At 67.9% G+C, this 22,406-nt stretch carries 19 protein-coding genes and 1 pseudogene; 7 read left to right on the plus strand and 13 right to left on the minus strand.

Annotated features, from left to right (window positions below):
• Nucleotides 1-26 precede the first annotated feature (26 nt).
• Nucleotides 27-251 (plus strand): annotated as a pseudogene (locus tag MQN93_RS34685) (IS110 family transposase); the annotation flags it as partial.
• A gap of 728 nt (nucleotides 252-979) precedes the next feature.
• Nucleotides 980-1,132: an STAS domain-containing protein gene (locus MQN93_RS34690; protein ID WP_242712630.1), complete on the plus strand. Its 153-nt coding sequence runs from the start codon at nucleotides 980-982 to the stop codon at nucleotides 1,130-1,132.
• A gap of 1,423 nt (nucleotides 1,133-2,555) precedes the next feature.
• Here MQN93_RS34690 and MQN93_RS34695 read toward each other — a convergent pair.
• From MQN93_RS34695 to MQN93_RS34750, 12 genes are all read right to left on the minus strand, one after another.
• Nucleotides 2,556-3,194 carry a hypothetical protein gene (locus tag MQN93_RS34695; RefSeq protein WP_242712631.1) on the minus strand — a complete coding sequence of 213 codons (639 nt, stop codon included), beginning with the start codon at nucleotides 3,192-3,194 and terminating at the stop codon, nucleotides 2,556-2,558.
• A gap of 225 nt (nucleotides 3,195-3,419) precedes the next feature.
• Nucleotides 3,420-3,590, minus strand: a complete 171-nt coding sequence (locus tag MQN93_RS34700) for a hypothetical protein (RefSeq protein WP_242712632.1) — start codon at nucleotides 3,588-3,590, stop codon at nucleotides 3,420-3,422.
• A 550-nt stretch (nucleotides 3,591-4,140) separates the two neighbouring features.
• Entirely contained in the window at nucleotides 4,141-4,953 is an 813-nt protein-coding gene (locus MQN93_RS34705; RefSeq protein ID WP_242712633.1) for an IclR family transcriptional regulator, read from the minus strand.
• A gap of 387 nt (nucleotides 4,954-5,340) precedes the next feature.
• Nucleotides 5,341-6,564, minus strand: a complete 1,224-nt coding sequence (locus MQN93_RS34710) for a thiolase family protein (RefSeq protein ID WP_242712634.1) — start codon at nucleotides 6,562-6,564, stop codon at nucleotides 5,341-5,343.
• A 40-nt stretch (nucleotides 6,565-6,604) separates the two neighbouring features.
• Nucleotides 6,605-7,384, minus strand: a complete 780-nt coding sequence (locus tag MQN93_RS34715; protein ID WP_242712635.1) for an enoyl-CoA hydratase-related protein — start codon at nucleotides 7,382-7,384, stop codon at nucleotides 6,605-6,607.
• Nucleotides 7,381-8,247, minus strand: a complete 867-nt coding sequence (locus MQN93_RS34720) for a 3-hydroxyacyl-CoA dehydrogenase family protein (RefSeq protein ID WP_242712636.1) — start codon at nucleotides 8,245-8,247, stop codon at nucleotides 7,381-7,383. Before MQN93_RS34720 ends, MQN93_RS34715 begins: the two co-directional genes overlap by 4 nt.
• A gap of 35 nt (nucleotides 8,248-8,282) precedes the next feature.
• Complete coding sequence (locus tag MQN93_RS44300; RefSeq protein WP_242712637.1) at nucleotides 8,283-9,161, minus strand: 3-hydroxyacyl-CoA dehydrogenase family protein; 879 nt, start codon at nucleotides 9,159-9,161, stop codon at nucleotides 8,283-8,285.
• Nucleotides 9,158-9,982: an enoyl-CoA hydratase/isomerase family protein gene (locus MQN93_RS34730; protein WP_242712638.1), complete on the minus strand. Its 825-nt coding sequence runs from the start codon at nucleotides 9,980-9,982 to the stop codon at nucleotides 9,158-9,160. Before MQN93_RS34730 ends, MQN93_RS44300 begins: the two co-directional genes overlap by 4 nt.
• On the minus strand, nucleotides 9,979-11,214 hold the full coding sequence (locus tag MQN93_RS34735; protein WP_242712639.1) for a CaiB/BaiF CoA transferase family protein: 1,236 nt from the start codon (nucleotides 11,212-11,214) through the stop codon (nucleotides 9,979-9,981). The genes MQN93_RS34730 and MQN93_RS34735 overlap by 4 nt, the downstream gene beginning before the upstream one ends.
• An 18-nt stretch (nucleotides 11,215-11,232) precedes the next feature.
• On the minus strand, nucleotides 11,233-12,447 hold the full coding sequence (locus tag MQN93_RS34740) for a CaiB/BaiF CoA transferase family protein (protein WP_242712640.1): 1,215 nt from the start codon (nucleotides 12,445-12,447) through the stop codon (nucleotides 11,233-11,235).
• A 53-nt stretch (nucleotides 12,448-12,500) separates the two neighbouring features.
• Nucleotides 12,501-13,274, minus strand: a complete 774-nt coding sequence (locus MQN93_RS34745; protein ID WP_242712641.1) for a CoA-transferase subunit beta — start codon at nucleotides 13,272-13,274, stop codon at nucleotides 12,501-12,503.
• On the minus strand, nucleotides 13,271-14,191 hold the full coding sequence (locus MQN93_RS34750; protein ID WP_242712642.1) for a CoA transferase subunit A: 921 nt from the start codon (nucleotides 14,189-14,191) through the stop codon (nucleotides 13,271-13,273). The genes MQN93_RS34745 and MQN93_RS34750 overlap by 4 nt, the downstream gene beginning before the upstream one ends.
• A 363-nt stretch (nucleotides 14,192-14,554) precedes the next feature.
• Between MQN93_RS34750 and MQN93_RS34755 the strand changes: the two genes are divergently transcribed.
• Nucleotides 14,555-15,895: an MFS transporter gene (locus MQN93_RS34755; protein WP_242712643.1), complete on the plus strand. Its 1,341-nt coding sequence runs from the start codon at nucleotides 14,555-14,557 to the stop codon at nucleotides 15,893-15,895.
• 15 nt (nucleotides 15,896-15,910) lie between these two features.
• Nucleotides 15,911-16,897, plus strand: coding sequence for an N-acetyl-D-Glu racemase DgcA (gene dgcA, locus MQN93_RS34760; protein ID WP_242712644.1), 987 nt, complete (start codon nucleotides 15,911-15,913; stop codon nucleotides 16,895-16,897).
• 277 nt (nucleotides 16,898-17,174) lie between these two features.
• Here dgcA and MQN93_RS34765 read toward each other — a convergent pair whose 3' ends face one another.
• Nucleotides 17,175-18,359: a LacI family DNA-binding transcriptional regulator gene (locus MQN93_RS34765; protein WP_242712645.1), complete on the minus strand. Its 1,185-nt coding sequence runs from the start codon at nucleotides 18,357-18,359 to the stop codon at nucleotides 17,175-17,177.
• Between the two features lie 214 nt (nucleotides 18,360-18,573).
• On the opposite strand from MQN93_RS34765, the gene MQN93_RS34770 reads away from it, so the two are divergent.
• The 3 genes from MQN93_RS34770 to MQN93_RS34780 all read left to right on the plus strand — a co-directional run bounded on the left by MQN93_RS34770 (nucleotide 18,574) and on the right by MQN93_RS34780 (nucleotide 22,405).
• Complete coding sequence (locus MQN93_RS34770; RefSeq protein WP_242712646.1) at nucleotides 18,574-19,800, plus strand: substrate-binding domain-containing protein; 1,227 nt, start codon at nucleotides 18,574-18,576, stop codon at nucleotides 19,798-19,800.
• An 80-nt stretch (nucleotides 19,801-19,880) separates the two neighbouring features.
• Nucleotides 19,881-21,425: a sugar ABC transporter ATP-binding protein gene (locus MQN93_RS34775; protein ID WP_242712647.1), complete on the plus strand. Its 1,545-nt coding sequence runs from the start codon at nucleotides 19,881-19,883 to the stop codon at nucleotides 21,423-21,425.
• The gene (locus MQN93_RS34780; RefSeq protein WP_242712648.1) at nucleotides 21,422-22,405 is read left to right on the plus strand and encodes an ABC transporter permease; all 984 of its coding nucleotides are present in this window, start codon (nucleotides 21,422-21,424) and stop codon (nucleotides 22,403-22,405) included. Before MQN93_RS34775 ends, MQN93_RS34780 begins: the two co-directional genes overlap by 4 nt.
• Nucleotide 22,406 lies beyond the last annotated feature (1 nt).

Raw genomic sequence — 22,406 nt, forward strand, 5'->3', positions numbered from 1 at the left:
TGTGAACATGCCGCCCCGAGCGCGGCGGAATCGGCAAGTCCGACCCAATCGATGCCCGGCGCATAGCCACAGCCGTACTTCCACTTCACGAAGAACAGCTGCGCAGCCCACGGATGGACGAGGGGATCCGCGCGGCAGCGCAGATCCTGCTCACCGCGCGGGACGAACTCACCAGCGAGCGAACCAGGGCTGTGAACGCCCCGACCGCCCTGGTGCGCACCGCTGACCTCGGCATCGATACGCGGCGCTCGTGGCCGATTCGTGCCGGCAGTGAGTAGCCGTATGCACATGGGTGTTGACCTTGCAACCGTCTGCGGTTACCAGTGACGTTCCCGCCTCGTGATCCGCTGGGGGAAGTGACTCCCTGACGGGGTCAGGCGCCTGGACCTTTGGGGAGGTCTCGTGGGCGCCGACATGCAGGGGCGGCGCCGTTCAATCCCCCCGTGGCGGGTCTGCCCCTGCTTTCGACGTGGCGCAGTCAGGGCGCGCGGTTGTGGTGCGGCATGCGCCCTGCAGCCGAAGGATGACGGTGTCTACTCCGGGTGGCCCATCCCCATTACGGAGCGCTATCAGGAAGTGCTCACGGTAATCAGGGCTCTACCGCGTCGAGTACCCTCGTCCACGTTCCACACGCAATTGCCGATCAATGGCGTCGCAGCCGAATGTGGCGAGGCGGCAAAGGAAGGAACATGGACGGAACGACGTGCCGGCGCGTTGTCGCGCGCGAGGTGGAGCGCCCTGACGGGCGACGGACCTGGGTGCACGGCTACCTGTGCGGCAAGCCTGCGGTACTACGCGCGCCGGGCAAGGGACTATGCACCGATCATGTGGGCGTGGCGCTCGAGCTGCCGTCGCGGAACTGAACCTCTGCCGAGTTCCGGCGCATAGTCGCGAGCTGGCGGCGCCTTACACAAAGGCGAGGGCATACGTCAGGCCGTGAGGTGGTGTCGAGGGGGCAGGAACCGGCAATCGGCTGAGCATGTTCGGCATCCGCGCGGGCGATTGGGCGGCCGTGCTGGTCGCGGGCGACGTGGCCTATCCGGCGTCGGACCGGCTCCGGCACGAGCTGGATGCCGCGATGGCCACCGGTCCTCGCCGCATAGCCGTCGACTTCCGCGGGGTGAACTTCTGAGACTGCACCGGGTTGAACGTCCTGTTGGATGCCATGCGCAAGCCCGGCGGCCCTGATGGCTACGTCCAGGCGGTCGGGCCGCGCACGCCGGTCGTCGCCCGGCTGATGGCAGTGACTCAGGTCGGGTTCGACATCACCACCCAAACCAGTTGGTGTCGTGGGCACCGGCCCCACCAGCCGCATCCACACCCTCTTGGACACAGACCGCCATCGGCACCTCCTCCCGCCCCGTATCGGCACGGACGTGAACCACGTGGTCCGCATCCGTGCTGAACTCGTCAGGGGCTACCGACCCGGACAATGACCAGACCGTCGAGTCCGGTGTGAAGCAAGCGGACCTTCCGCATGCCGTGCACGAGGGAAGGCCGACCCATGGATGCAGGACCCACCGATCAGGCACTCATGCGGGACGAGCGGATGCATCAGACAGATTGCAGGGCCAGCCGGTCAGCTACCGCAGCGCAGATGAACCAGACCCAGAACAGGGCTCGCCCGCGGCAGTCGAGGTCTGACACCTCAGCACCATCCACCGCGCAGAGCCGAAACAGGGGTGCAAAGGACAGCTGCGGCCCCAGGCGTGGAGTCGAAGATCCTTCCCGGGACTGACATCCCCACCCCCCTCATCCTTAGGCCATTGCAACGGATCAAAACGGCCCGACCGCAGACTCTGGGAGTCGTCAGCTGTCGATGGCCCGGACGGCCTCGCCGCGTTCGCCGGGGGCGGCTTGCCCCCGCTGCTCTGGGAACCCGAACCGCGCACGGACCACACGAAGGGAGTCCGGCGCATGTCCAATCCGCAGCAGCCCGAACAGCGACGCAGTGACAAGGGAGGCGCCACCCCGCAGGACGGCGGCGAGCTGAAGGCCCGCCAGCCATCCGGCCACGGCACAGTCCGCCCGCCCACACGGCCAGGACAGGGGCAAGAAGGGCGGCGGCCAGGGCGGCGGAGTGCCACCGGCCCAGAAGCCCGAACACCCCTGAATCACCGAACGGCAGAGTGCCGCAGGCGAGCCGGGCGCTGATCGAGATCGTGGAGCCTGGCCCGCACTGCGGGGCTCGGGCCGCGGTGCTCGGAGACGTCACATGTGATCATGTGCTTCTGAGGCCATGTGCGGCTCGATGAGCTGCGCGGCTCTATCAACTGGCGCAAAAAGGGCACAGTGGGCGAAGATCGGTTATATGGGACCGGCATCGAGGGTGCCCGCCAACGAGACGAACCGGGTGCGCCGAGCTTCGGCAAGAGGTCAGGCAGCTCCACGAGGCAATGATCTCGCACACCGTCATGGACCAGGCGATCGGGATGTGTCAACGGCCATTCGTTCGGCTTTGCAAGAGTCCCGTGAGCCGACCGGGGTCGCGACTCTGCGCTCTCGATGACCGACATCCCGGTATCGCCTGGCTGGTGCATGTCGAACGCGCCTCGTCACGCTTTAAAGAGCAGAAGGAAGACTAGATAGAGAAGCCCTGTGCCGGCGCTGGCTCCCACGACCTGGGACATGCGCGTGTAGTACATGCGGACGATCTCATCGGGCGTCAGTCGGGTCTGACGCTTGATATAGGTGTTGCTCACGGATGCCCGCAAGTCAATCTGCGGGTCCGAGCCGTCGACCAGCATGATGTACGTCAATGTCTGGCCCTGGTGCAGAGGTGTCGCAGGGCTCAGGCTAAGGGCGTTGGTGTCGACGGTGGCTGGCAGTACCCGCTGCGATGTAGGCCGTGACGTTTCGTTGAGGACAGCGATCACTTCGGCCGTGGAAGTGATTTCTATGGGTCGGCCATTGAATTGCGCGGGTTCCAGATCCTTGTTGCCGACGTTGGAGAGGTCGATCTCCACCACATGCGGGTTGCTCAGCGTTGTGCTTCCGTGCGTGATGGTCAAAGCGCCGCGTGCGGCAGTATGCGTGACAGTGCTGACGCGCGCTGACCAATAGATCCGGCGTCGTGGCCAGACTGCCCGGTAGCCGAGCCAGCCGATGAAGAGGGCGGTCGGGATCGCGAGCATGGCCCCTACCGCCCCCAAGGCCGTCCAGAAGGTCTCGCTCGGCGCCGCGATGATGGTCATGACAGATCGTTATACCGGTCAACGTACTCGGCTGAGTAGCAAGGACCCTGGCGGAACTGGTCAGAAGATTCTCGACTCGGGCGGCCTTGGGTAGTCGCCGGCTGGCAGCGACGAGCAGGACGCGTTTCCTCAGGAGAGAGGATCCTGCGCGGCCCGCCATCTGCCTCTTGATCGATTTGAGGTCTGTGCCGAGGCCCTCTACGACGCCCGAGTTGAAGCGGCTGGTCAGCCCTGGACGACGGTTCCGAGATCGGTGCGGAGGTTGCAGGCGAAGTTGCGGATCACCGGAAGCTCGGCGTGCTCGACGCGTCCGATCCATCCGGGCAGCCGCCGGGCACCGTCCAGCCGGTCCATGATCTTGGCGAACTCGCGGACATGACTCGCGGTGTCGCTCAACTCCGGACAATAGTCGCGGAGTTGCTTGAGGCAGAGGGCTTCCTCGCTGATTCCTCGGCTCGCGTTGCTCGTGGTCGCCGCCAACCGACCCGGTACGCAAACCGCGACAGCGGGCACAGTGCGGGCGGAGCAATGGTTGCGGCCCGGGGCGGACGCCGACGGAAGCCGTGAGAGCGATCACTTCAATGTGGGCCCTGGCGAGGCAGTCCGGTGCCTGGCCGACGCGGCATCCTACTTGCCACGAGGGGTTCAGCCAATCAGTGTCAGCTTTACCCGAAGTCGCTTGCCCTGCCCGGCGCGCAGTATCAAACGCCCCAGCTCGGCGGTTTTGGCGCGGAGCCGAGAGTCCAGGTGCCGTCCTCGCAGCGCAGCGTCACAGACCACTCACTCGCTGGGTGTACAAACAGCGCCGCAGCCCACAACCGCTACCTCGTGAACAAGGACTTCAAGGTCATCGGCTGGGAGCAACCCGCTCGCGGGCGCACCGCTTCATGAACATGTTGCGAGCTGTGGCCCCTGGCGATGAGTCGCCAGGGGCCACACGGCTCCTCTATCCCTGTTTTCCCCGGCCGGGCCCACTCCGGTAACTCCCCAGCGCACGCGAGACGTCCTCAGCGGCCACCTTCACCGCCTCGATCAGCTCAGCCGACCTGCCCGGCTGCGCCGCTCGCGTCTTGAGCACCGGAACGTTCACCGCGGCGACGACCTCGCCGGTGTGATCCCGCACGGGCGCTGCAACGGCCCACACGTCCTGCTCGGTCTCCTCGTCGTTGATCGCGTAGCCCTGCTCACGCACCAGCGCCAGCCGTCGCATGAACTCCTCCGGACCATCCGACGCATTCGGGCCGCCGGCCGGCCAGTGCGCGGACTCAGGCAACATCGCCGCGACCTCGTTCTCGGGAAGCCACGCCAGCAACGCCTTGCCCGATGCCCGACCGTCCCACGCGGGGCTGCGGTGACCGATCGGGCTGAAGATCTTGATGACGCTCTGGCTCTCCCGCCGGTCGACGAACACCACATCACCGGCAGCCAGAACCGTGAGCTGGGTGGCTTCCCCCGTGCGTTCCCGCAACGTGTCGAGCGGACCGCCGGCAGCAGCGATCAGGTCGTTGCCCTGCACCGCGACAGCTGCCAACCTCACCACCTGGTAGTGCGGCGCGAACTTGCCGCTGCTCGCGCTGTACCGCACGAATCCGTGCTGTTCCAGCACGTTCAGCAACCGCCGGACCGTACTGGTCGCCAGATCCAGTCCGGTGCTGATCTCGGCGACTGACAACGCCGGCCGCTCGAAGGAAAACATCTCCAGCACAGCGAGCATGCGCTCGGCTGAGCGCACCGGCTGTCCTGTGGATTGCTTGGGCATCCCCACCCCTTCGCCGCCTCAGTGGTACGCGCATGATTATGTCCGACGCCCCCAACCTCACACAGCAAGGGCACACTGCAGCAGCACGGCCCACGAGACGGTCCGCTCCTCATGCCGGCACCAGTCGCTCCCGCGAGCCGGAAGCCGGCCGGCAGGAAGGTCCGCGCGAAGCCTTCCGGCCCATCGCTGAGGCGACCGTTGATGGGCCTGCCGGGCCGACGCGATCCGGAATCCAGCGGTGTTGGACGACCGATCTCCTCCGCCCTTGAGCGCTTGTAGGCGGGGCCAGTGAGGGGACGCATGCTGTTCGGTGATCATGCTTTCGGCGCTTCCTGAATGTTGACGTGCCGGTGCGTCCTCACGTTGTCCGGGTTCGCCCGCGGCAGCTCACATACCTTCGAGCAGCATGGCGACGCCCTGCCCGACCCCCACGCACAGGGCGGCCAGCCCGTGACGGGCGCCTTCGCGCTCCATCCGCCTCATGAGCGTGAGGAGGATGCGAGCCCCCGAGCAGCCGAGGGGATGCCCCAGTGCCAGGGCGCCGCCGTCCGTGTTCACCTTGTCCTCCTGGAGTGCGAGGCGGCGCATCACGGCGATCGTCTGGGCGGCAAAGGCCTCGTTGATCTCGACGGCATCCAGATCATCGACGTGCCAGCCGACGCGGGCGAGCGCCTTCTGGGCGGCCGGAACCGGACCGAGACCCATGAGCGCGGGCTGCACACCGGCCGCCGCCGAGGTGACGATGCGCGCCCTGGGGGTGAGTCCATATCCCTCGACCGCCGCTCGACCGGCCACGACGACCGCGGATGCGCCGTCCGAGAGCGGCGAGGACGAACCGGCGGTGACGATGCCGTCCGGCCGGAAGACGGTGCGCAGCTTTCCCAGTTGGGCCAGGTTCGTCGAGGGACGGGGGCCTTCGTCTCGTGTCACCTCTCCGTCCGGTGTGGGCACCGGCACGATCTCGTCGTCGAAGCGGCCGGCGTTCTGCGCAGCGACCGCACGCTGATGACTGCGCAACGCGAACTGGTCCGATTCCGCCCGAGTGATGCCGTCCAGCGCGGCAACCTCTTCCGCCGTCTCCCCCATCGACAGGGTGACTTCTCCGTGTGCGGGGCCTGTGCCGTCGCCGCTGCCCCGGTCCATGGCCTCGAAGCGCGGGTTGACCAGGCGCCAGCCCAAAGCGGTGTCGTGGATGGCTCCGGGCCTGGCCCATGGGGTGCCCGGCTTCTCCATCACCCACGGGGCGCGGGTCATCGACTCCACTCCCCCGGCCACGATCAGGTCCGCCTCGCCCGCGCGGATCGCCTGTGCGGCGGAGGCGACGGCGGTCAGTCCGGACGCACACAGACGGTTGACCGTGTGGCCGGGAACGCTGTCGGGCAGGCCGGCGAGCAACACGGCCATTCTGGCCACATTGCGGTTGTCCTCACCGGCCTGGTTCGCGGCGCCGAGGATCACCTCGTCGACGGCGTGCGAGGGAATGGTGCTGCGTGCAACTGCCTCCTTGACGACCAGCGCTGCCAGGTCGTCGGGGCGCACGGACGCCAGAGCGCCACCGTAGCGGCCCTGCGGCGTGCGAGCGCCGTCGATCAGATACACCTCGGTTGACATCGGAGCCCACCTTCGGACGGGTCGTGTGCGATCTTCGCGACTAGTGCCAGAACTGCTGAGCATCGGGGCGGCGGCGGTCCGCGAAGGAAGCGCCCATTTCATGGGCCTCCTTCGTGGTGAGGTAGAGCGTCAAATACTGGTCGTGGGCCATGCGTGCCTGGCCCGAGACACCGTTGTGGCGCGCGGAGAAAGCCGCCTTCAGACCTCCTATGGCCAGCGGGCTGCGGGCGGCGACCTCCTGTGCCACCTCGGCAGCGTGCCGACGCAGTTCCGCCGCGGGGACCACGTCGTTCACCAGCCCCATGTCCCGGGCTTCCTGCGCGGAGTACTTGCGGTTGAGGTACCACATCTCCTTGGCCCGCTTGCGGCCGATGGTTTCCTCCAGGTACCAGCTGCCGTATCCGGCGTCGAAGCTGCCCACCATCGGCCCGACCTGACGGAAGACGGCGTGGTCCGCCGCGACGGTCAGATCGCACACCGTGTGCAGGACGTTGCCGCCACCGACGGCGTAGCCGTTCACGGCGGCGATGACCGGCTTGGGAATGGTGTCGATGGCCTGATACACGTCGATGATCGGCAGGACCTGGGACTGATCGAGGAAGGACATGTCCTCGTGCTCGCCGCCGATGCAGAAGAACTTCTCACCGGCTCCGGTGAGGACCGCCGACCGCAGTTCCCGGTCCAGCCTGAACCTCTGGAGGGCGTCGATCAACTCCAGGCAGGTCTGGGGCCGGAACTTGTTCCCGTTGTCCGGCCGGTTGAGGGTGAGGGTCAGGACCGGTCCGTCCCGGTCGACGAGAATGTCCTCGTAGTCGTTCATCGTGCTTCCTTCGAAGAAGTGCGGAAGCCCTGGCCGTTCTTGGTGCCCAGGTGACCGGCGGCCACCATCTGGGCCAGCAGCGGCGGCGGGGCGAAGCGAGGGTCGAGCGTGGCTTCGTAGGCGGACAGGGTGGCGTGCCGGTGTACGTCGAGGCCGATCAGATCGAGCAGTTCCAGTGGTCCGAGACGGTGCCCCAGGCCGAGGCGTACCGCGGTGTCGATGTCCTCGGCATCGGCCAGTTCGTCGTCGTAGGCCTGGATGACATCGTTGAGGTAGGGCATCAGCAGGCGGTTGACGAGGAATCCGGGCCGGTCCTTCACCACGACCGGGTCCTTGCCGATGTCGGTGGTGAAGGCGGTGAGTAGGCGTACGACCTCAGGGTCGGTCTGCAGGGCGCGGACCACCTCGACGACTCGCATCAAGGGGGCGGGATTGAAGAAGTGCAGGCCCGCGAAGCGCCGCGGATGCGGCACCGCGGTGGCCAGGCCCGTCACCGACAGGGCGGACGTGTTGGTGACGATGACGGCATCCTCGCGGACCACGTCCGCCACCTCGCTCAGCAACGCCCGCTTGACGTCGGGACGTTCGGTGACCGCCTCGATGACCAGATCGGTGTCCGTGTGCCCGGCGACCTCGGTGGTTCCCTGAACCCGGGCCAGGACGTCCGCGCGCTGTTCGTCGGTGAGCTTGCCGCGTCGCACACCACCGTCGAGGAAGTCCGACATGGCGGCGAGACCGGCTTCGAGTCGCTCCTGGCTCGCCTCCAGGACGGTGACCTGGCGGCCGGACTGCGCCACAACCTGGGCGATGCCCACGCCCATCGTGCCGAATCCCAGTACCGCGACATGCGGATAGACGGTCATAGGGGCTCCTTCGTGAGAGATGGCCGGTGTGGCGGTCATGATCCGAACAGCCGGTTGTCGTCGTACGTGTAGAAGCCGGTGCCGGTCTTCCGTCCCAGGTCGCCGGCAGCGATCATGCGGTCGACCATGGGCGGGGGGAAGAACCGCGGATCACGCAGCTGTTCGTACAGGCGCATGGCGACCTGCCGGTGGATGTCGAGGCCGACGATGTCGAGCAGTTCGAAGGGACCCATCGGATGCCCCAGGGCTCCCTTGACCGCGGTGTCGATGGACTGCACCGTGCCGAGCCCGGATTCCAGCGCGTCGATGCAGCTGTTCTCCCAGGGGATGAGGAACCGGTTGAGGATGAAACCGGGCCTGTCCTTGGTCACGATGGTCGTCTTGTCGAGCGAGGCCAGGAAGTCCGTGGTTGCGTCGTGCGCCCAGTCGGCCGTGTGCCGTCCGTCCGCCACCTCGACCAGCTTCATCAGCGGCGCCGGATTGCAGTAGTGCGTGCCGATCACGCGCTCGGGCCGGGAGGACCCCGCGGCGATCGCCGTCACGGACAGGGTGGAGGTGTTGGTGTGGAACAGCGTGCGCTCGGAGACGATGCCGTCGAGCCGGCCGAACAGTTCCTGCTTCACAGAGAGGTCCTCGACGACGGCCTCGATCACGATGTCCGTTCGGGCGAGTTCGTCGAGGTCGGTCGTGCCGCTGGTGTTGGCCTTGGCTGCCGCGCCCGCCTCGGGGCTGAGCTTGCCCAGTGCGGCGCTCTTGTCGAGGAAGTCCGCGACCCGGCCGAGGCCTTGCTTCACCCTGGCGTCGTCCAGGTCGTACAGGAGGGTGCGGTGGCCCGCGCGGGCACTCACTACGGCGATGCCGGAGCCCATGGTGCCCGAGCCGAGCACCGCCACGGTGCGCTGGTGGAAAGTCACTTCGGTTCCCTTCTGATGTACGGCTTCTTCGCCGTGGGCTCTCGCTCGAAGTCCGCGGTGCGGCGGCCGAGGAACGCCGCGACGCCCTCGTCGGACTCCGGTCCCCCCACGGCCATGGCGGCCAACGCGGCCTCCAGGGCGAGTCCGGTCTCCACCGGCGCGTCCTGTCCCTCGCGGACGGCTTGCAGGACGAAGCGGCAGGCCTGGGGGCCGTTCCGGCTGATCTCCTCGGCGAGCGACACCGCCGTGGGCAGCAGTTCGTCCGGCACCGTGGGTGGCAGTACTGACAGGCCCAGTTGATGGGCACGCCACGCGTCGACGCGTCGCCCCGTGAGCATGAGGTACCGAGCGACGGCGGGGCTCACCGCCCTCAGCAGGCGCTGCGTGCCGCCGAAGCCGGGGATCAGGCCGAGGCGTGTCTCGGGCAGTCCGAGCGAGGCGTTCTCGGACAGCAGCGCGAAGTCGCAGGCGAGGGCGAGTTCGAACCCGCCGCCGAGTGCGACCCCGTTGACCGCGGCGATCACCGGGATGCCGCTGTGTTCCAGCCGGCGCAGAGCCTGCTGTCCGGCCTGCAGGAAGGCATGCGCCTCGGGCACGTCCATGACGGACAGCGCCTCCAGGTCGGCGCCGGCGCTGAAGGCCTTGGAGCCGGCTCCGGTGATGACGACGGCACGGGTGACGCCGTCCGACGCCAGTTCGTCGATCGTCGCGCCGAGCTGGGTCAACAGCTGTGCGTTCAGGGCGTTGTGCACGTGGGGCCGGTTGATGCGCAGGACGCAGACCCTGTCCCGGCGTTCCGTCTCGATCAGGGCTTCGCTCATCGTCCTGTCCCCCGGTGCTCGATGACCTCGATGGCCCCGCTCGCGGCGAGAGTCTCGATGTCCTTTGAGCTGAATCCGTGCTCGCGCAGCACCTCGGCGGTGTGTGCGGAGCGTTCGGGGCTCGCGCTGTTGCGCGGCCGTTTCACCGATGCGAGACGGAACGGGCTGTGCACGCTGTGCATGCGCCCGTCGGTCCCGGGCACGGGGAGCAGTGCGCCGCGCGCGGTGACCTGCGGGTCGGCGACCACTTCGGAGAGCCCCTGCACCAACGAGCAGGGCACCTGTGCCTCGGCGAGCACACCGAGCCACTCCTTGGCCGGGCGCTTTCGAAGGCGCGCCTCGACCTCTTGCACGATGACACCTCGGTGGTGGCGCCGCCCCTCGTTGTCGGCGAGGGTCTTGTCAGCGGCGAGGTGGGGCAGGCCCACGGCGTGGCAGAAGCGCATCCACATCGCGTCGTTGCCGATCGCGACGGCCAGTTCGCGGTCCGCGGTCGAGAAGGTCTGGTAGACGGCGAGGACCGAGTCGGTGCCGCCGCTCGGGGCCGGCTCCGGCGCCCCCGCGAGATAGGCCGCGATGCGGGGCGCCATGAGAGCGAGGTCGCAGTCGAGCAGGGACATGTCGATCAGGTCGCCGGTGCCTTGCTCGCGTTGGCGCACCACGGCCGCGCTGATGGCGAGGGCGGCACACATGCCGGTGACGATGTCGGACAGTGCGGTGGAGACCCGCTGTGGTGTGCCGCCTTCCGCGCCGGTGACGGACATCAGACCGGAGCGGGCCTGCGCGACCAGGTCGTAGCCGGGCAGCAGCCGGTCGGGGCCGGTCAGGCCGAATCCCGAGATCGCGCAGTAGATGAGACGGGGGAAGCCCTGTCGCAGGGTGTCGGGGTCGATCTTGGCGGACTGCAGCTTCGCTGGGTTGAGGTTCTCGATGAAGACGTCGGCCGTGGCGAGCAGGGTGCGCAGCGTCGTCAGTCCGTCCGGTTGCCGCAGATCAATGCCCACCGACCTCTTGTTGCGGTTCGCGGAGGCGAACCAGGCCGATCGGGAGTCGACGAAGGGCGGCCCCCACCAGCGGGCGTCGTCTCCGGTACGGGGTCGTTCGACCTTGATGACGTCGGCGCCGAGGTCGGCCAGATACATGGCGGCGGTCGGGCCTGCGTAGGACGTCGTGAGATCGATGACCTTGAGGCCGGCCAGTGGACCTGGGCCAGGTTCTCGTTCAGGTTGCATGAGGTACGTCCCTCGGCTTCAGCCGGCAGCCGGCCGGTATTCGACGACTCGGTCCGCGATCAGTTCGGCGACCTGCTCGTCGGGCAGGCCGAGGTCGCTGCCGAGGATCTGGGCGGTGTGCTGGCCCAGTCGCGGAGCCGCGTCCCCCACGACCGGCGGGGTGTGCGACATCCGCAGTGCGGAGGTGACGACCGGGTAGCTGCCGTACAACGGATGCTCGACCTCGGCCACTTGGTCGAGATGCTGGACCTGGGGATCCTTGAACACGGCGTCCATGCGGTTGATCGGTGCCACGGGTGCCCCCGTGCGTGAGAGCACGTCGACCCAGTGGGCGGACGGGTGTTGCGCCGTCACTTCGGCGATCATGGGGATGAGTTCGTCGCGGTGGAGGACCCGGGCCTGGTTCGTCGCGTATCGAGGGTCCTCGCGCCACTCGGGGTGGCCGAGGGCCTCGGCGAGCACGCCGAACAGCTTGTCGTTCGGCGAGCCGAGCAGGACATGGCCGTCACTGGTGGGAAATGCTTGGTACGGCGCGACGTTGGCGTGGGCGGAGCCCTGCGGTTCGGCGACACTGCCACCGATCAGGTACTGGCTGGCCGCGTTGATCAGAATGGCGAGTTCGGTGCTCAGCAGGGATATGTCCACGCGTTGTCCCTGTCCCGTGGCGTTGCGATGGTTCAGGGCGCCGAGGACGCCGAGCGCCGCGTACAGTCCCGTCGCCACGTCGATCAGCGCGACGCCGGTCTTCACCGGCTCACCACCGGGGGTGCCGGTGATGCTCATCAGCCCGCCCAGCGCCGAGATCATCAGGTCGTAGCCGGGGCGGTCCTTGTACGGGCCGTCCTGGCCGAAGGCCGAGATGGCGCAGTAGATGAGGCCCGGGTTGGTCTCCCGGAGGGTGTCGTAGTCCAGACCGAGGCGTTGCATCACTCCGGGACGGAAGCTCTCGACGACCACATCGGCGCCTGCGACGAGTTCGCGGGCGAGGGCGGCCCCCCGTTCGGTCGAGAGGTCTATGGCGATGCTCTTCTTGTTGCGGTTCAGGCCCAGGAAGTAGGTGCTGACCTCGCCCCGGGACGGCGGCCCCCAGGCTCGGCTGTCATCGCCCTTGCCCGGCCGCTCCACCTTGATCACCTCGGCGCCGAGGTCGCCCAGCAGCATGGTGGAGTAGGGGCCCGCGACCACGCGGGAGAAGTCGATGACCCGTAGGCCCTGGAGTGCTGTTTTCTGCATCGCGTACTGCCTTTCACCGTGTGGAGTCGTGAGGGCGCGTGCCGGGTGATGTCCTAGGCACGCAGTTCGCCGGTGCCGTCGACGATGTGACGGAGGGTGGCGAGTTCGTCCGTGGTCGGGGGCGGGGTCCTCGGCCACGGTGGCTCGGTCGGCAGGTGGAATCCCGTCCGGGCGACGACCTCGTCGTCACTGACACCGTGGTGGACGCTGCGCACGCGCATGCGGTGTGCCTCGTCGAAGTCGAAGGTCACCAGAGGGGTGACGCACAGGACGGGGCCCTGTGTCGTGATCCCCGCATCGGCGCGACTGCTGCCGCCGTCGAGATGGCCGGCCGCGGTGAGGTAGTCCACCCGTTCGACGAATGTCCTGGGCGTGTGGCCGGCGCTGAACAGGATGATCCGGCCGGACACCACGGCGAAGGAGGTGTTCGCCAGACCCGGGCCGCGGAACGCGGGCAGGGGTCCCTGGTCGAGCCCCGTGGCGGTGAGGTTGACGTTGCCGTGCCGGTCGATCTGCACGCCGCCGTAGAACATCACGTCCAGGCGCCCGTTCTCGGACATCTCGAAGAGGTCGTAGCCGCTGCCGACCGCTTCCGCTCCTGGCACCCATCGGCCGTCCGCGGCGGACCGGTAGAGGCGGCCCGGCCGCGGATTGACCACGCCGGACGGGAGGATGAGTGTCAGGTCGGGAGCGTGCAGCTGCTGTGCCAGCAGGCAGGCGGCGACGGGTACGAGCGAACTGGCACCTGTCACGGCCAGCTCTCCGTTGCGCAGTTCGCGTGCGATCAGGATCGTCATCAGCTCGTCGCTGGTGGGCGCGTCAGTCATGAGACGACACTCGCCAGACGTTCGATGCGTTCCGCGCCGCCCACAGCGGCGAGATACTCCTGCGGGGTGCGTGGACGCAGCACATAGGGCTCCAGATAGTCGCTTCGCCACCCGGCCGCCGTCCGCCCGGCCGCCATGTACGCGGTCAGACGCTCCTCGTCATGGGCGTAGTGGCCCTGGCTCGCGCAGGGGTGTGCCCCGTACGGGGTCTCGACGACGGCGTCCACCAGGTAGCCGGGGATCACGGTGAGGTGCGGCTCGCGGCGTATCTCGTCGTTGTCGACCAGCCGATCCACGCACACGATGACCTTGTGCGAGGCCTTGGCCAGCAACGGATCGCAGAACGGCGTGCCCTCGTACCGCACGTTGCCGTAGATGTCCGCCTCCTGGGCGTGCAGGAGGCAGACGTCCGGTGCCATCGCGGCCGGAGCGGCCACGTCCGCGCCACCGAAGGCGTCGGACGAGCCGGCCAGGGGTGAACGACGCAGCAGGTCGGTGCCCTTGAGCGAGTGGACGGGGTGCTTCGGCAACGCCTCGAGCGTCGCCATCAGACCGCCGAGGAGGAGCGCCTCGTCTCCGTCGATGATCTCCACCTCACCGGATTCGCCGGCTCTGCGGAAGTTGGGCGCCATGCCGAGGTGGTCGAAGGAGACATGTGCGAGGTAGGCGGTGCGCACGGCGCCCGCCCCGATCAACAGGTCCACCGCATAGCTGGACGGCGGCGCGGCCACGATCGTGAGCCCTTCCACGCCCTGGCGGATCAGTTCGTGCACCGCGGCCGACGGGTTGTTGTGGAACCACAGGCCGCCCAGGGCCACGAAGGAGCCCGAGGGCACGAGTGCCACGGCTTCCGACAGGGCCGTCGCCTTCGACGTGCGCACGGTCCGGGCTGCGGGTGGCGGACTCGACGCGTCCATCCCGGTCACCTCCTGCGTCATTATATGGTCGCTGTGTTCACATAATGGTGCGCACGGTGAAAGCGCGTGTCAAGACCAGAGCGCTCTGCGATCAAGGAGAGACGCAGCGCACATGGATGAGTCGACGAGGGACGGCCGGCCGCCGAACGGCGCGCGATCTGAATCCGGCTCGTTCCTAGGGGTTGACAGCCGGAGCGACCGACTGGACGATTCGAGCACATTACATGGCCCATATGGCGCCAATAGCGCCATTACATGGCTCTCGCCGGTTGCTTCGCCCCCAGGCAGGCACGCAACAGATCTCTCGCGCAGCCCCCTCCTCAGCAGCCCGCGTATGAGCAACCCTTGACCTAGGAGGCCCTCATGGGCATGGTTCCAGCGGCCGACGTCCCGCGTACCGAATCCCCGCGCCGGCTCATCGCATCGGCGGGCATCGGCAACTTCGCGGAGTGGTACGACTTCGCGGTCTACGGCGTGGTCGCGTCCATCCTCGCCAAGCAGTTCTTCCCCGCAGGCAATCCCGCCGTCGCCCTGATCAGCGCGTACGCCCTCTTCGGCCTCACCTATGTGAGCCGTCCCCTGGGAGGGCTGTTCGCAGGATGGCTCGGGGACACCCTCGGCCGTCGCCGTGCACTGTCCTTCACCGTGCTCCTGATGTGCACCGGGACCATGCTCATCGGCTTCATCCCGACCTACTCCAAGATCGGCATCGCGGCTCCGCTACTCCTGGCCATATGCCGGCTGATCCAGGGTCTGGGCACCGGCGGCGAGTACAGCTCGGCCATCGCCTTCGTCTACGAACACAGTGATCCGCGCGTGAGACCGGTCCGCATCAGCTACCTCGTGACGATGACCTTCCTCGGCATCACCACGTCCGTCCTGGCGGCCAGCGTGTGCACGGCGATCGTCGGCGAGAGCGTCTTCGAGAACTGGGGCTGGCGCATCCTGTTCCTGCTCTCCGGTCCCTTGGGCATCGCCGGTCTGTACTTGCGTAACCGAGTGGCCGAGACCCCCGAATTCGCACGGGTCAACGCGGAGTCCGAAGTCCAGCACACAAAGGCGACACCGATCCGGGCCGCCTTCCGTACGCAGGCCAAAGCCATGGTGCTGTTCTTCTGCGTGGTCTCCGCCTACGCCTTGATCACCCCGGTGCTGTCCTCGTACTTCATCACCTTCATGCAGTCGTCCGGTGGCATCAGCCACGGTGCGTCCTACTGGATCTCCGTCGTCGTCAACCTGGTCATGATCGGAGCGACGCTCGTTGCCGGAAGGCTCATGTCCAACCACGGACTTCAGCGCACGTTCGTCATCGGCGGACTGTTCATCGCCGTGATCAGCGTGCCTGCCTTCGCGCTGGCTTCCCACGGCGTGGCCGGCGCTCTGGTGGGCGGATCGCTGCTGGCCGTGGGCAAGGGCATCGTCGCCGTCGCCGGCGCCATGGCCATGTCGTACATGTTCCCGGCACGTGTGCGGGTGACCGCCGGTGCCTTCGCCTACAACGTCTGCACCATCACCTTCGGCGCGGCCGGCCCCGCCATCGGTCTCTGGCTCAACGACGCCACCGGGACCAGTACGGCCTTCAGCGTGTACCTGGCAGTGGTGGGCGCCCTGTCGGTCGTCGCCGCCTGTGTCGGCAGGTCACGGCTGATCCAACCGGCCACGCCGGCACCCGCTCCCGCGGGGCCGCTCGAGTACCAGCACTGACGGAACGGAGAGAACGTGCGCAGCCTGACCGCAACGGTGGAGGACTTCCCGATCCGGGGGGTCTTCCGCATCAGTCGCGGAGCGAAGACAGTCGCCCAGGTCGTCACCGTGACGATCAGTCAGGAGGGCGTGACGGGACGCGGGGAAGGAGTCCCCTACGCCCGTTACGGCGAGACGGCCGGCAGTGTCTGCGCCCAGATCGAGCAGGTCCGCGAGCGCGTGCAACAGGGAATGGAAAGGGACGAACTGCAGTCCGTGCTGCCACCGGGGGCCGCACGCAACGCGCTCGACTGCGCGCTGTGGGACCTGACTGCACGCCGCACCGGCCAACCTGTCGCCGACCTCGCGGGTCTGCCCAAGGCACTGCAGCCCGTGATGACGGCCTTCACGCTCAGCCTCGACACACCCGAACGCATGGGCGCTGCGGCACTCGGCCATGCCCGTCTGCCCCTTCTTAAGGTGAAGCTCGGCGGAGACGGTGATCTGGAACGCGTGCGGGCTGTCCGTACGGCAGCGCCCTCGGCCCGCCTCATCCTCGATGCCAACGAGTCGTGGACGCCGGAGCAGTTGCGTCAATTCACCCCGCACCTCAAGGAGTTGGGCGTCGAACTGATCGAGCAACCCCTTCCGGCAGCCGAAGACGACTTCCTAGCCTCGTTCGACAGCCCGGTGCCCCTCGCGGCGGACGAGTCCTGCCGCGGCCTCGCGACGCTGAACGACGTGGTCGGCAAGTACGCGATCGCCACCATCAAGCTGGACAAGACGGGCGGCCTGACCGAAGCGCTGCAACTGGAGGCGGAGGCACGCAAGGCCGGCCTGAGGACGATGACCGGATGCATGGTCGCGACGTCTTTGTCCATGGCGCCGGGAGTCGTGCTCGCACAGCGCACCGACATCGTCCATCTCGACGGTCCACTCCTGCTGGAACGCGACCGCGAGCCCTCGCTTCATTACGAGGGCGCGATGACTCACCCCGCCGATGGCGGAGTCTGGGCACAGTAGCGCGACGTGGCGCAAGGTGCAGGGCGAGGGTCCGGTAGGCGGCGATCACGAGTCCGGCTCCGCAGCCCGCCACGGGAAGGGGCAGCGCCATGGAGACCGCCATGTTGTCCCCGGGCCGGGCGCCACCCGCCACGAACGATCGCCGGCGGGCGGCTCGTGCATCGCACCGAGCCGGCCGTCGTGGGAGGCGAGGTCGTGCATACGACGGCCGCACCGGCCCGAAGGTCAGGCGATCGCCCTCTGGCGATGGCAGCCACCTCGCGGTCCCTGCCGGTACTCACGCCATCCGCCGGGGCACGGGTCCCACACGGGGGCGGCTCGTGGACTGCCGCACGACGAGGCGCCCTTCGATGCGGACGGACCGTCGCTCGTGCGAGGACTGGTCTGATCCGGCGTCGATACGCTGGAGGAGCAGACGAGCGGCGATGTCGCCCATCTCTTTGAGAGGAAGCTCGTACGTCGTGAGCGGCGGGGAGGCGACGCCGTACCAGCGGGGGTTGAGAAAGCCCACTACGGACATGTCGTCGGGAATGCTGACGCCGGCCTCGCGCAGTGTCTCCAGAACTCCCAAGACGATGCGGGAACTCGAGGCGTAGATCGCCGTGACGCCCGGATGGTCGCGCAGTATGCGCAGCGTGGCTTCCCGGCCCCACTCGGCGTCGTACGCGCCGACCAGACGAGGACAGTCACGCCTGCGCAGCCGTTGCCGACGACAGGCATCGTCGAACCCGGCGAGCCGCGCCTGCGTCGTGCTCAGATCCTTCGGCCCGGTGATCATGGCGATGGAAGCATGTCCGAGGCCGACAAGGTGGTCCACGATCTCCGCGCTGCCGCGCTGCTCGTCACCGGTCACTGAATCCACGCTGTCCAGTTCGGAACGCCGGGCGTACTCCACGATCGGCAACGTGGGACTCAATGTCCGGATCACCTGTGCGCCCTGCGGGCTGCAGGGGGTGTGAGCGATTCCGTCGACCCGGCGCTCCACCAGGGAGGCCAGCAGCTCGGCATCGGTCTCCGGGTCGCTGTTGCTGCAGCACAGGACCAAGCGGTATCCCTCCCGCGCGAAAACGTCCTGGAGGATGGCGGCACCCGAGGTGTAAAACTCGTTCTCGATATCCGGGATCACCAGCCCGACGGCCTTGGACTGCGACTGGCGCAGTGCCCGCGCCAGCGCGTTGGTCTGGTATCCCAGGCGTTTCGCCGCCTGCTCGACCTTGCGTCGCGTCGCGGGGCTCACCTTCGGTGCCCCGCTGAGGGCACGGGAGACCGTGCCGAGCCCCAGGCCGGTCTCCTGCGCGATGTCCTTGAGCGTTGCCACGTGGAAACGATACCGCCTGCGTCGCCCCCGCCACACGCCGATCACTCCGCCTCGCGATTTCAGGATCTGGCCCAGGCCTGAAGCCGATCCACCTCGCCACATTCCGTCGCGCATCATCGCTTCAGCGGCATCTGTGCTGCTCACGCCTCCTGCGTGCCCGACAGCGCGTGGGATGGTTTCCACTTCGTTGCCGTTCGATCGAAATCCCCTCGCTGGAAGCCATTGACATAGCCCCAGCCTGAGTCGCATGCTCTCAGCTACCTGAACCAGTGGAAAGCTTTCCACGACATCGAAGGGGATGAGTCCGATGGGACGTCGGCCGCCGCTCTTCAGACGCCGTCACTTGATTGCCCTCACCATGACCGCCGCCCTCACGGGAACAGCGGCCTGCGCGGCCAAAGGAGGCTCGGACACGGACGCAAGGGCAGCGGGCGCCGGCACCGGCGGGAAGGGCTGTGGGACTCTCACCTACAAGGACCCCGGTGGAAACGCCGACCTTTCGCAGCTGCCGAAGAAGATCCGCGAGGGATACAACGGATACTTCGCCCCCGTCAACACGTCGGTCTACAAAGACTTCAAAGCAAAGTCCACCGGCCATCTGAAGATCGGTTACAGCGACTCCTTCTCCGCGAACGGCTGGCGCGGAGACGCGCTCGCCCGGCTCAAGCAGGATGCCGCAGCCCTCCAGAAGTCCGGCGTGATGAGCAGCTTGCGCACCGCCAACTCCAACCTCGACAACAGCCTCCAGATCCAGCAGATCACCAGCATGATCAACCAGCGAGTGGACGCGATCATCGCCATCCCCAACTCGCCGACCGCCTTCAACAACGTCATCAAGCAGGCCTACGACGCCGGCATCCCGCTCATCACGCTCAACTCGCATGTGACGTCGCCCTACGCCATCAATGTGGACACCAACTACCACCTGACCGGAGAACTCGTCGGCGCGGGCGTCGCGAAGATCGTCAAGGGGCAGGGCGACGTCCTGGTGGTGGACGGCATCAACGGTTCGCCCGCCAGCTCCACCCTGCACCAGGGCTACCAGGCGGCGTTCGCCAAGTGCCCGGGCATCCACGTCAAGGGCTCGCTGGAAGGCCAGTGGAGCGAAGCCACGGCGAAGTCCCTGGTGCTGCAGTACCTCTCCACCCACCCCGGACAACTTGCGGCCGTGGTCAACAGCGGTGGCATGACCAACGGCATTCTGCAGGCCCTGCAACAGACCGGCCGCAAACCGGTGCCCATCGGCGACGCCAACCCCGACCAGGGGTCACTCGTCTCCCTGCGCAAACTGCTCCCCGACCAGTACGCGGCCGGTGTGACACCGCCCGCGCAGGGCATGGACGCCGCGCTGCTGACCGCCATCGCCGTACTGCACGGTCAGGGACCCAAGTACGACGCGATCGTCGCCACTCCCACGCAGATCACCGGCCGCGCCGCCCTCGACGACTGGATCCGCGACGGCTGGACCGCTTCGTCGGCGGCTCAGGCGCCCGCCCCGCCCGGAACCGACTGGCTGTCTCCTCAGCAGCTGCGGTCCTACTTCCAGCGGCCCGCCGCACTTCCCGAGCTGCCGCCACTGCCATGACCCGGCACGTCGGCCACCAGGAGAACACACCGCTTCCGCAGCGCTGCGCCGGACCGTCCTTCGAGAAAGGGGAAGAGTCAGTGGCTGGACAGACACCACTTTTCGAGGCCGCGGGCGTGGCCAAGAGCTTCGGCGCCACCAAAGCCCTTGTCGACGCCTCCCTGTCCGTGTCCGCCGGTGAAATCGTCGCCCTGCTGGGAGAGAACGGATCCGGTAAGAGCACGCTGGTCAAGACGCTCTCCGGAGTGCTGCGCCCCGACCGGGGCACCGTGCGGATGGACGGTCGCCCGCTTGCCCTGCGGACACCCCGCGCCGCGCTGAGATCCGGCATCGTCACCGTGTTCCAGGAAATCCTCACAGCGCCCGACCTCAGCGTGGCGGACAACCTCTGGCTGGGCCACGGCTCGGCCTTCACCACCCGAAGCGAACAGATGAGGCGCCGGGCCGAGGCGGAGCGGATCCTTTCCGTGCTCGCTCCCGACCCCCCTCCTCTGGAAGCCGAGACAGGTGAACTCGACCTGATGCAGCAGCAGGTCTGTGTCATCGCGCGTGGTCTGCTGCGCCGACCCAGGCTGCTCGTGCTCGACGAGGTCACGTCGACCCTCGATGTGACGATCCGTGACCGATTCTTCGCCGAACTGCGCCGACGCTGCGCGCAGGGGGCCGGCGCCCTGTTCATCTCTCATCGCATGGACGAGGTGCTGACACTGGCCCACCGTTTCGTCGCCCTGCGTTCGGGCGAGACCGTCGGTACCGTGGACCGGCGCGAAGCGACAGCCGGACGCCTGGTGCGGCTGATCTCGGGCGAACAGGCCGCTGAACAGCGCACCAGGGCCGCGCGCACCCGGCCCACCACGACTGCCCCGGTCCTGCGGGCCCGACGGGTCGTCGTCCGGCCCGGAGCGGAACCGGTGGAGCTGACCGTGCGCCCCGGCGAGATCGTCGGCCTGGCCGGACTGGAGGGCCATGGACAGGACGAATTCCTGCGCATCCTGGCAGGACTCCGCCCGCCCACCGCGGGTGAGGTGCACCTCCTCGACCAGGACACGGCCTCGGCGGTGGCCGTGCGGTCCTACCGCTCCGCCGTACGGCTCGGGATGGCGTACGTACCGCGCGACCGCAAGGCCGAGGGCATCACCGATGTGCTGTCCAGCCTGGACAACTTCAGCCTGCCCACGCTCCGCAGGGACGCCGTCGGCGGAGCGGTCCGCCCCCGCCGCACCCGTCGGCGCTTCACCACCCTCGCGGGCACCGTCAACCTCGAGCCGCGACCGGCGATCCCGGCAGGGCGCCTGAGCGGCGGCAACCAGCAGAAGGTGATCCTGGCCCGCTGGTTGGCGACCGCCCCTCGCGTTCTGCTGCTCAACGACCCGACGCGGGGGGTCGATCTGCGGACGAAGCACGAGTTGTACGACCTGTTCGAAGGACTCACCGCGGACGGGACGGCGATCGTGATGCTCTCGACCGAGGTCGAGGAGCACCTGCATCTCATGGATCGCGTACTGGTCTTCCACTCCGGCAGCTGCGTCCAGGAGCTGGCGCACGGCGAGACCGATCGCGAAGCCCTCATCGCCGCCTACTTCGGGCAACGCCAGGAGACCTTGGTGCAGGGAGGCTCCCAGTGAACCAGCGTTACGTACATGCGCTCCGTGCGCCGGTCGCACGGCTGTGGGTCATGGCCGCCGCCCTCGTGGTGGCCAACGCGGTGATCGCGCCCGACCTGCTGCACGGCACCCGCGTGACCGCGATGGCCAACCTGCTGGCGCCCCTGGCCCTGGCCGCACTGGCCGGCGTTCCGTCCGTCCTGTCCGGCGGCGGCGGACTCGACCTGTCGGTCGGCCCCGCACTCGGCTTCGTCAACGTCGTCACCGTGGCTGTCCTGGCTGAACACGGCATCCTGTCGGCCTGGCTCGGCATCCCGCTGTGTGTCCTTCTGGGTGCCCTGGTGGGTGCCGTGAACGGTCTCCTGGTGGCGTACGGCCGGCTGCAGCCGATCGTGGCGACCTTGGGGACGTTCCTCGTCCTGTCCGGTCTGGCGCTCGTCGTCCTTCCCCAGCCCCGCGGAGGTGCGCCCCGGTGGGCGTCCTTCCTCGCCGACGGCTCCCTGGGTGGATATCTCCCCCACATCCTGATCCTGCCGGCCGGTGTCCTCGTTCTGTGGGCGGGACTGCGCAGGCTCGGTCTGGTACGCCTCGTCACGGCCGTCGGCAGCGACCAACGTGCCGCCTACACATCCGGTGTGCACGTGCCCGTCGTGCGGCTGGGCGCCTACACGCTCGGGGGCGTCTTCGCCGGTCTGGCCGGTATCGCTCTCACCGCGCTGACCGACTCCGCCGACCCGACTGCGGGCAAGCAGTACACACTGATGGCGATCGCCGCCGTGGCGTTGGGCGGCAACGCCCTCTCGGGCGGACGCGGGGGCATGCTGGGCCCCCTGCTCGGCGCCGTGGTCCTCTTCCTCATCCAGTTGCTGCTGTCCTCGGCCCAGGTGTCGTCGCTGTGGATCCAGGTGGTGTATGGCGTGATCCTGCTCGTCGCACTCTGTCTCAACTCCGCCCCACGCAGTGGGCGGCGCCCCCGTGTCACCGCAGCTCAGGGAGTCTGAC

This window comes from Streptomyces spinosisporus (assembly GCF_022698145.1).
GTDB lineage: Bacteria > Actinomycetota > Actinomycetes > Streptomycetales > Streptomycetaceae > Streptomyces > Streptomyces spinosisporus.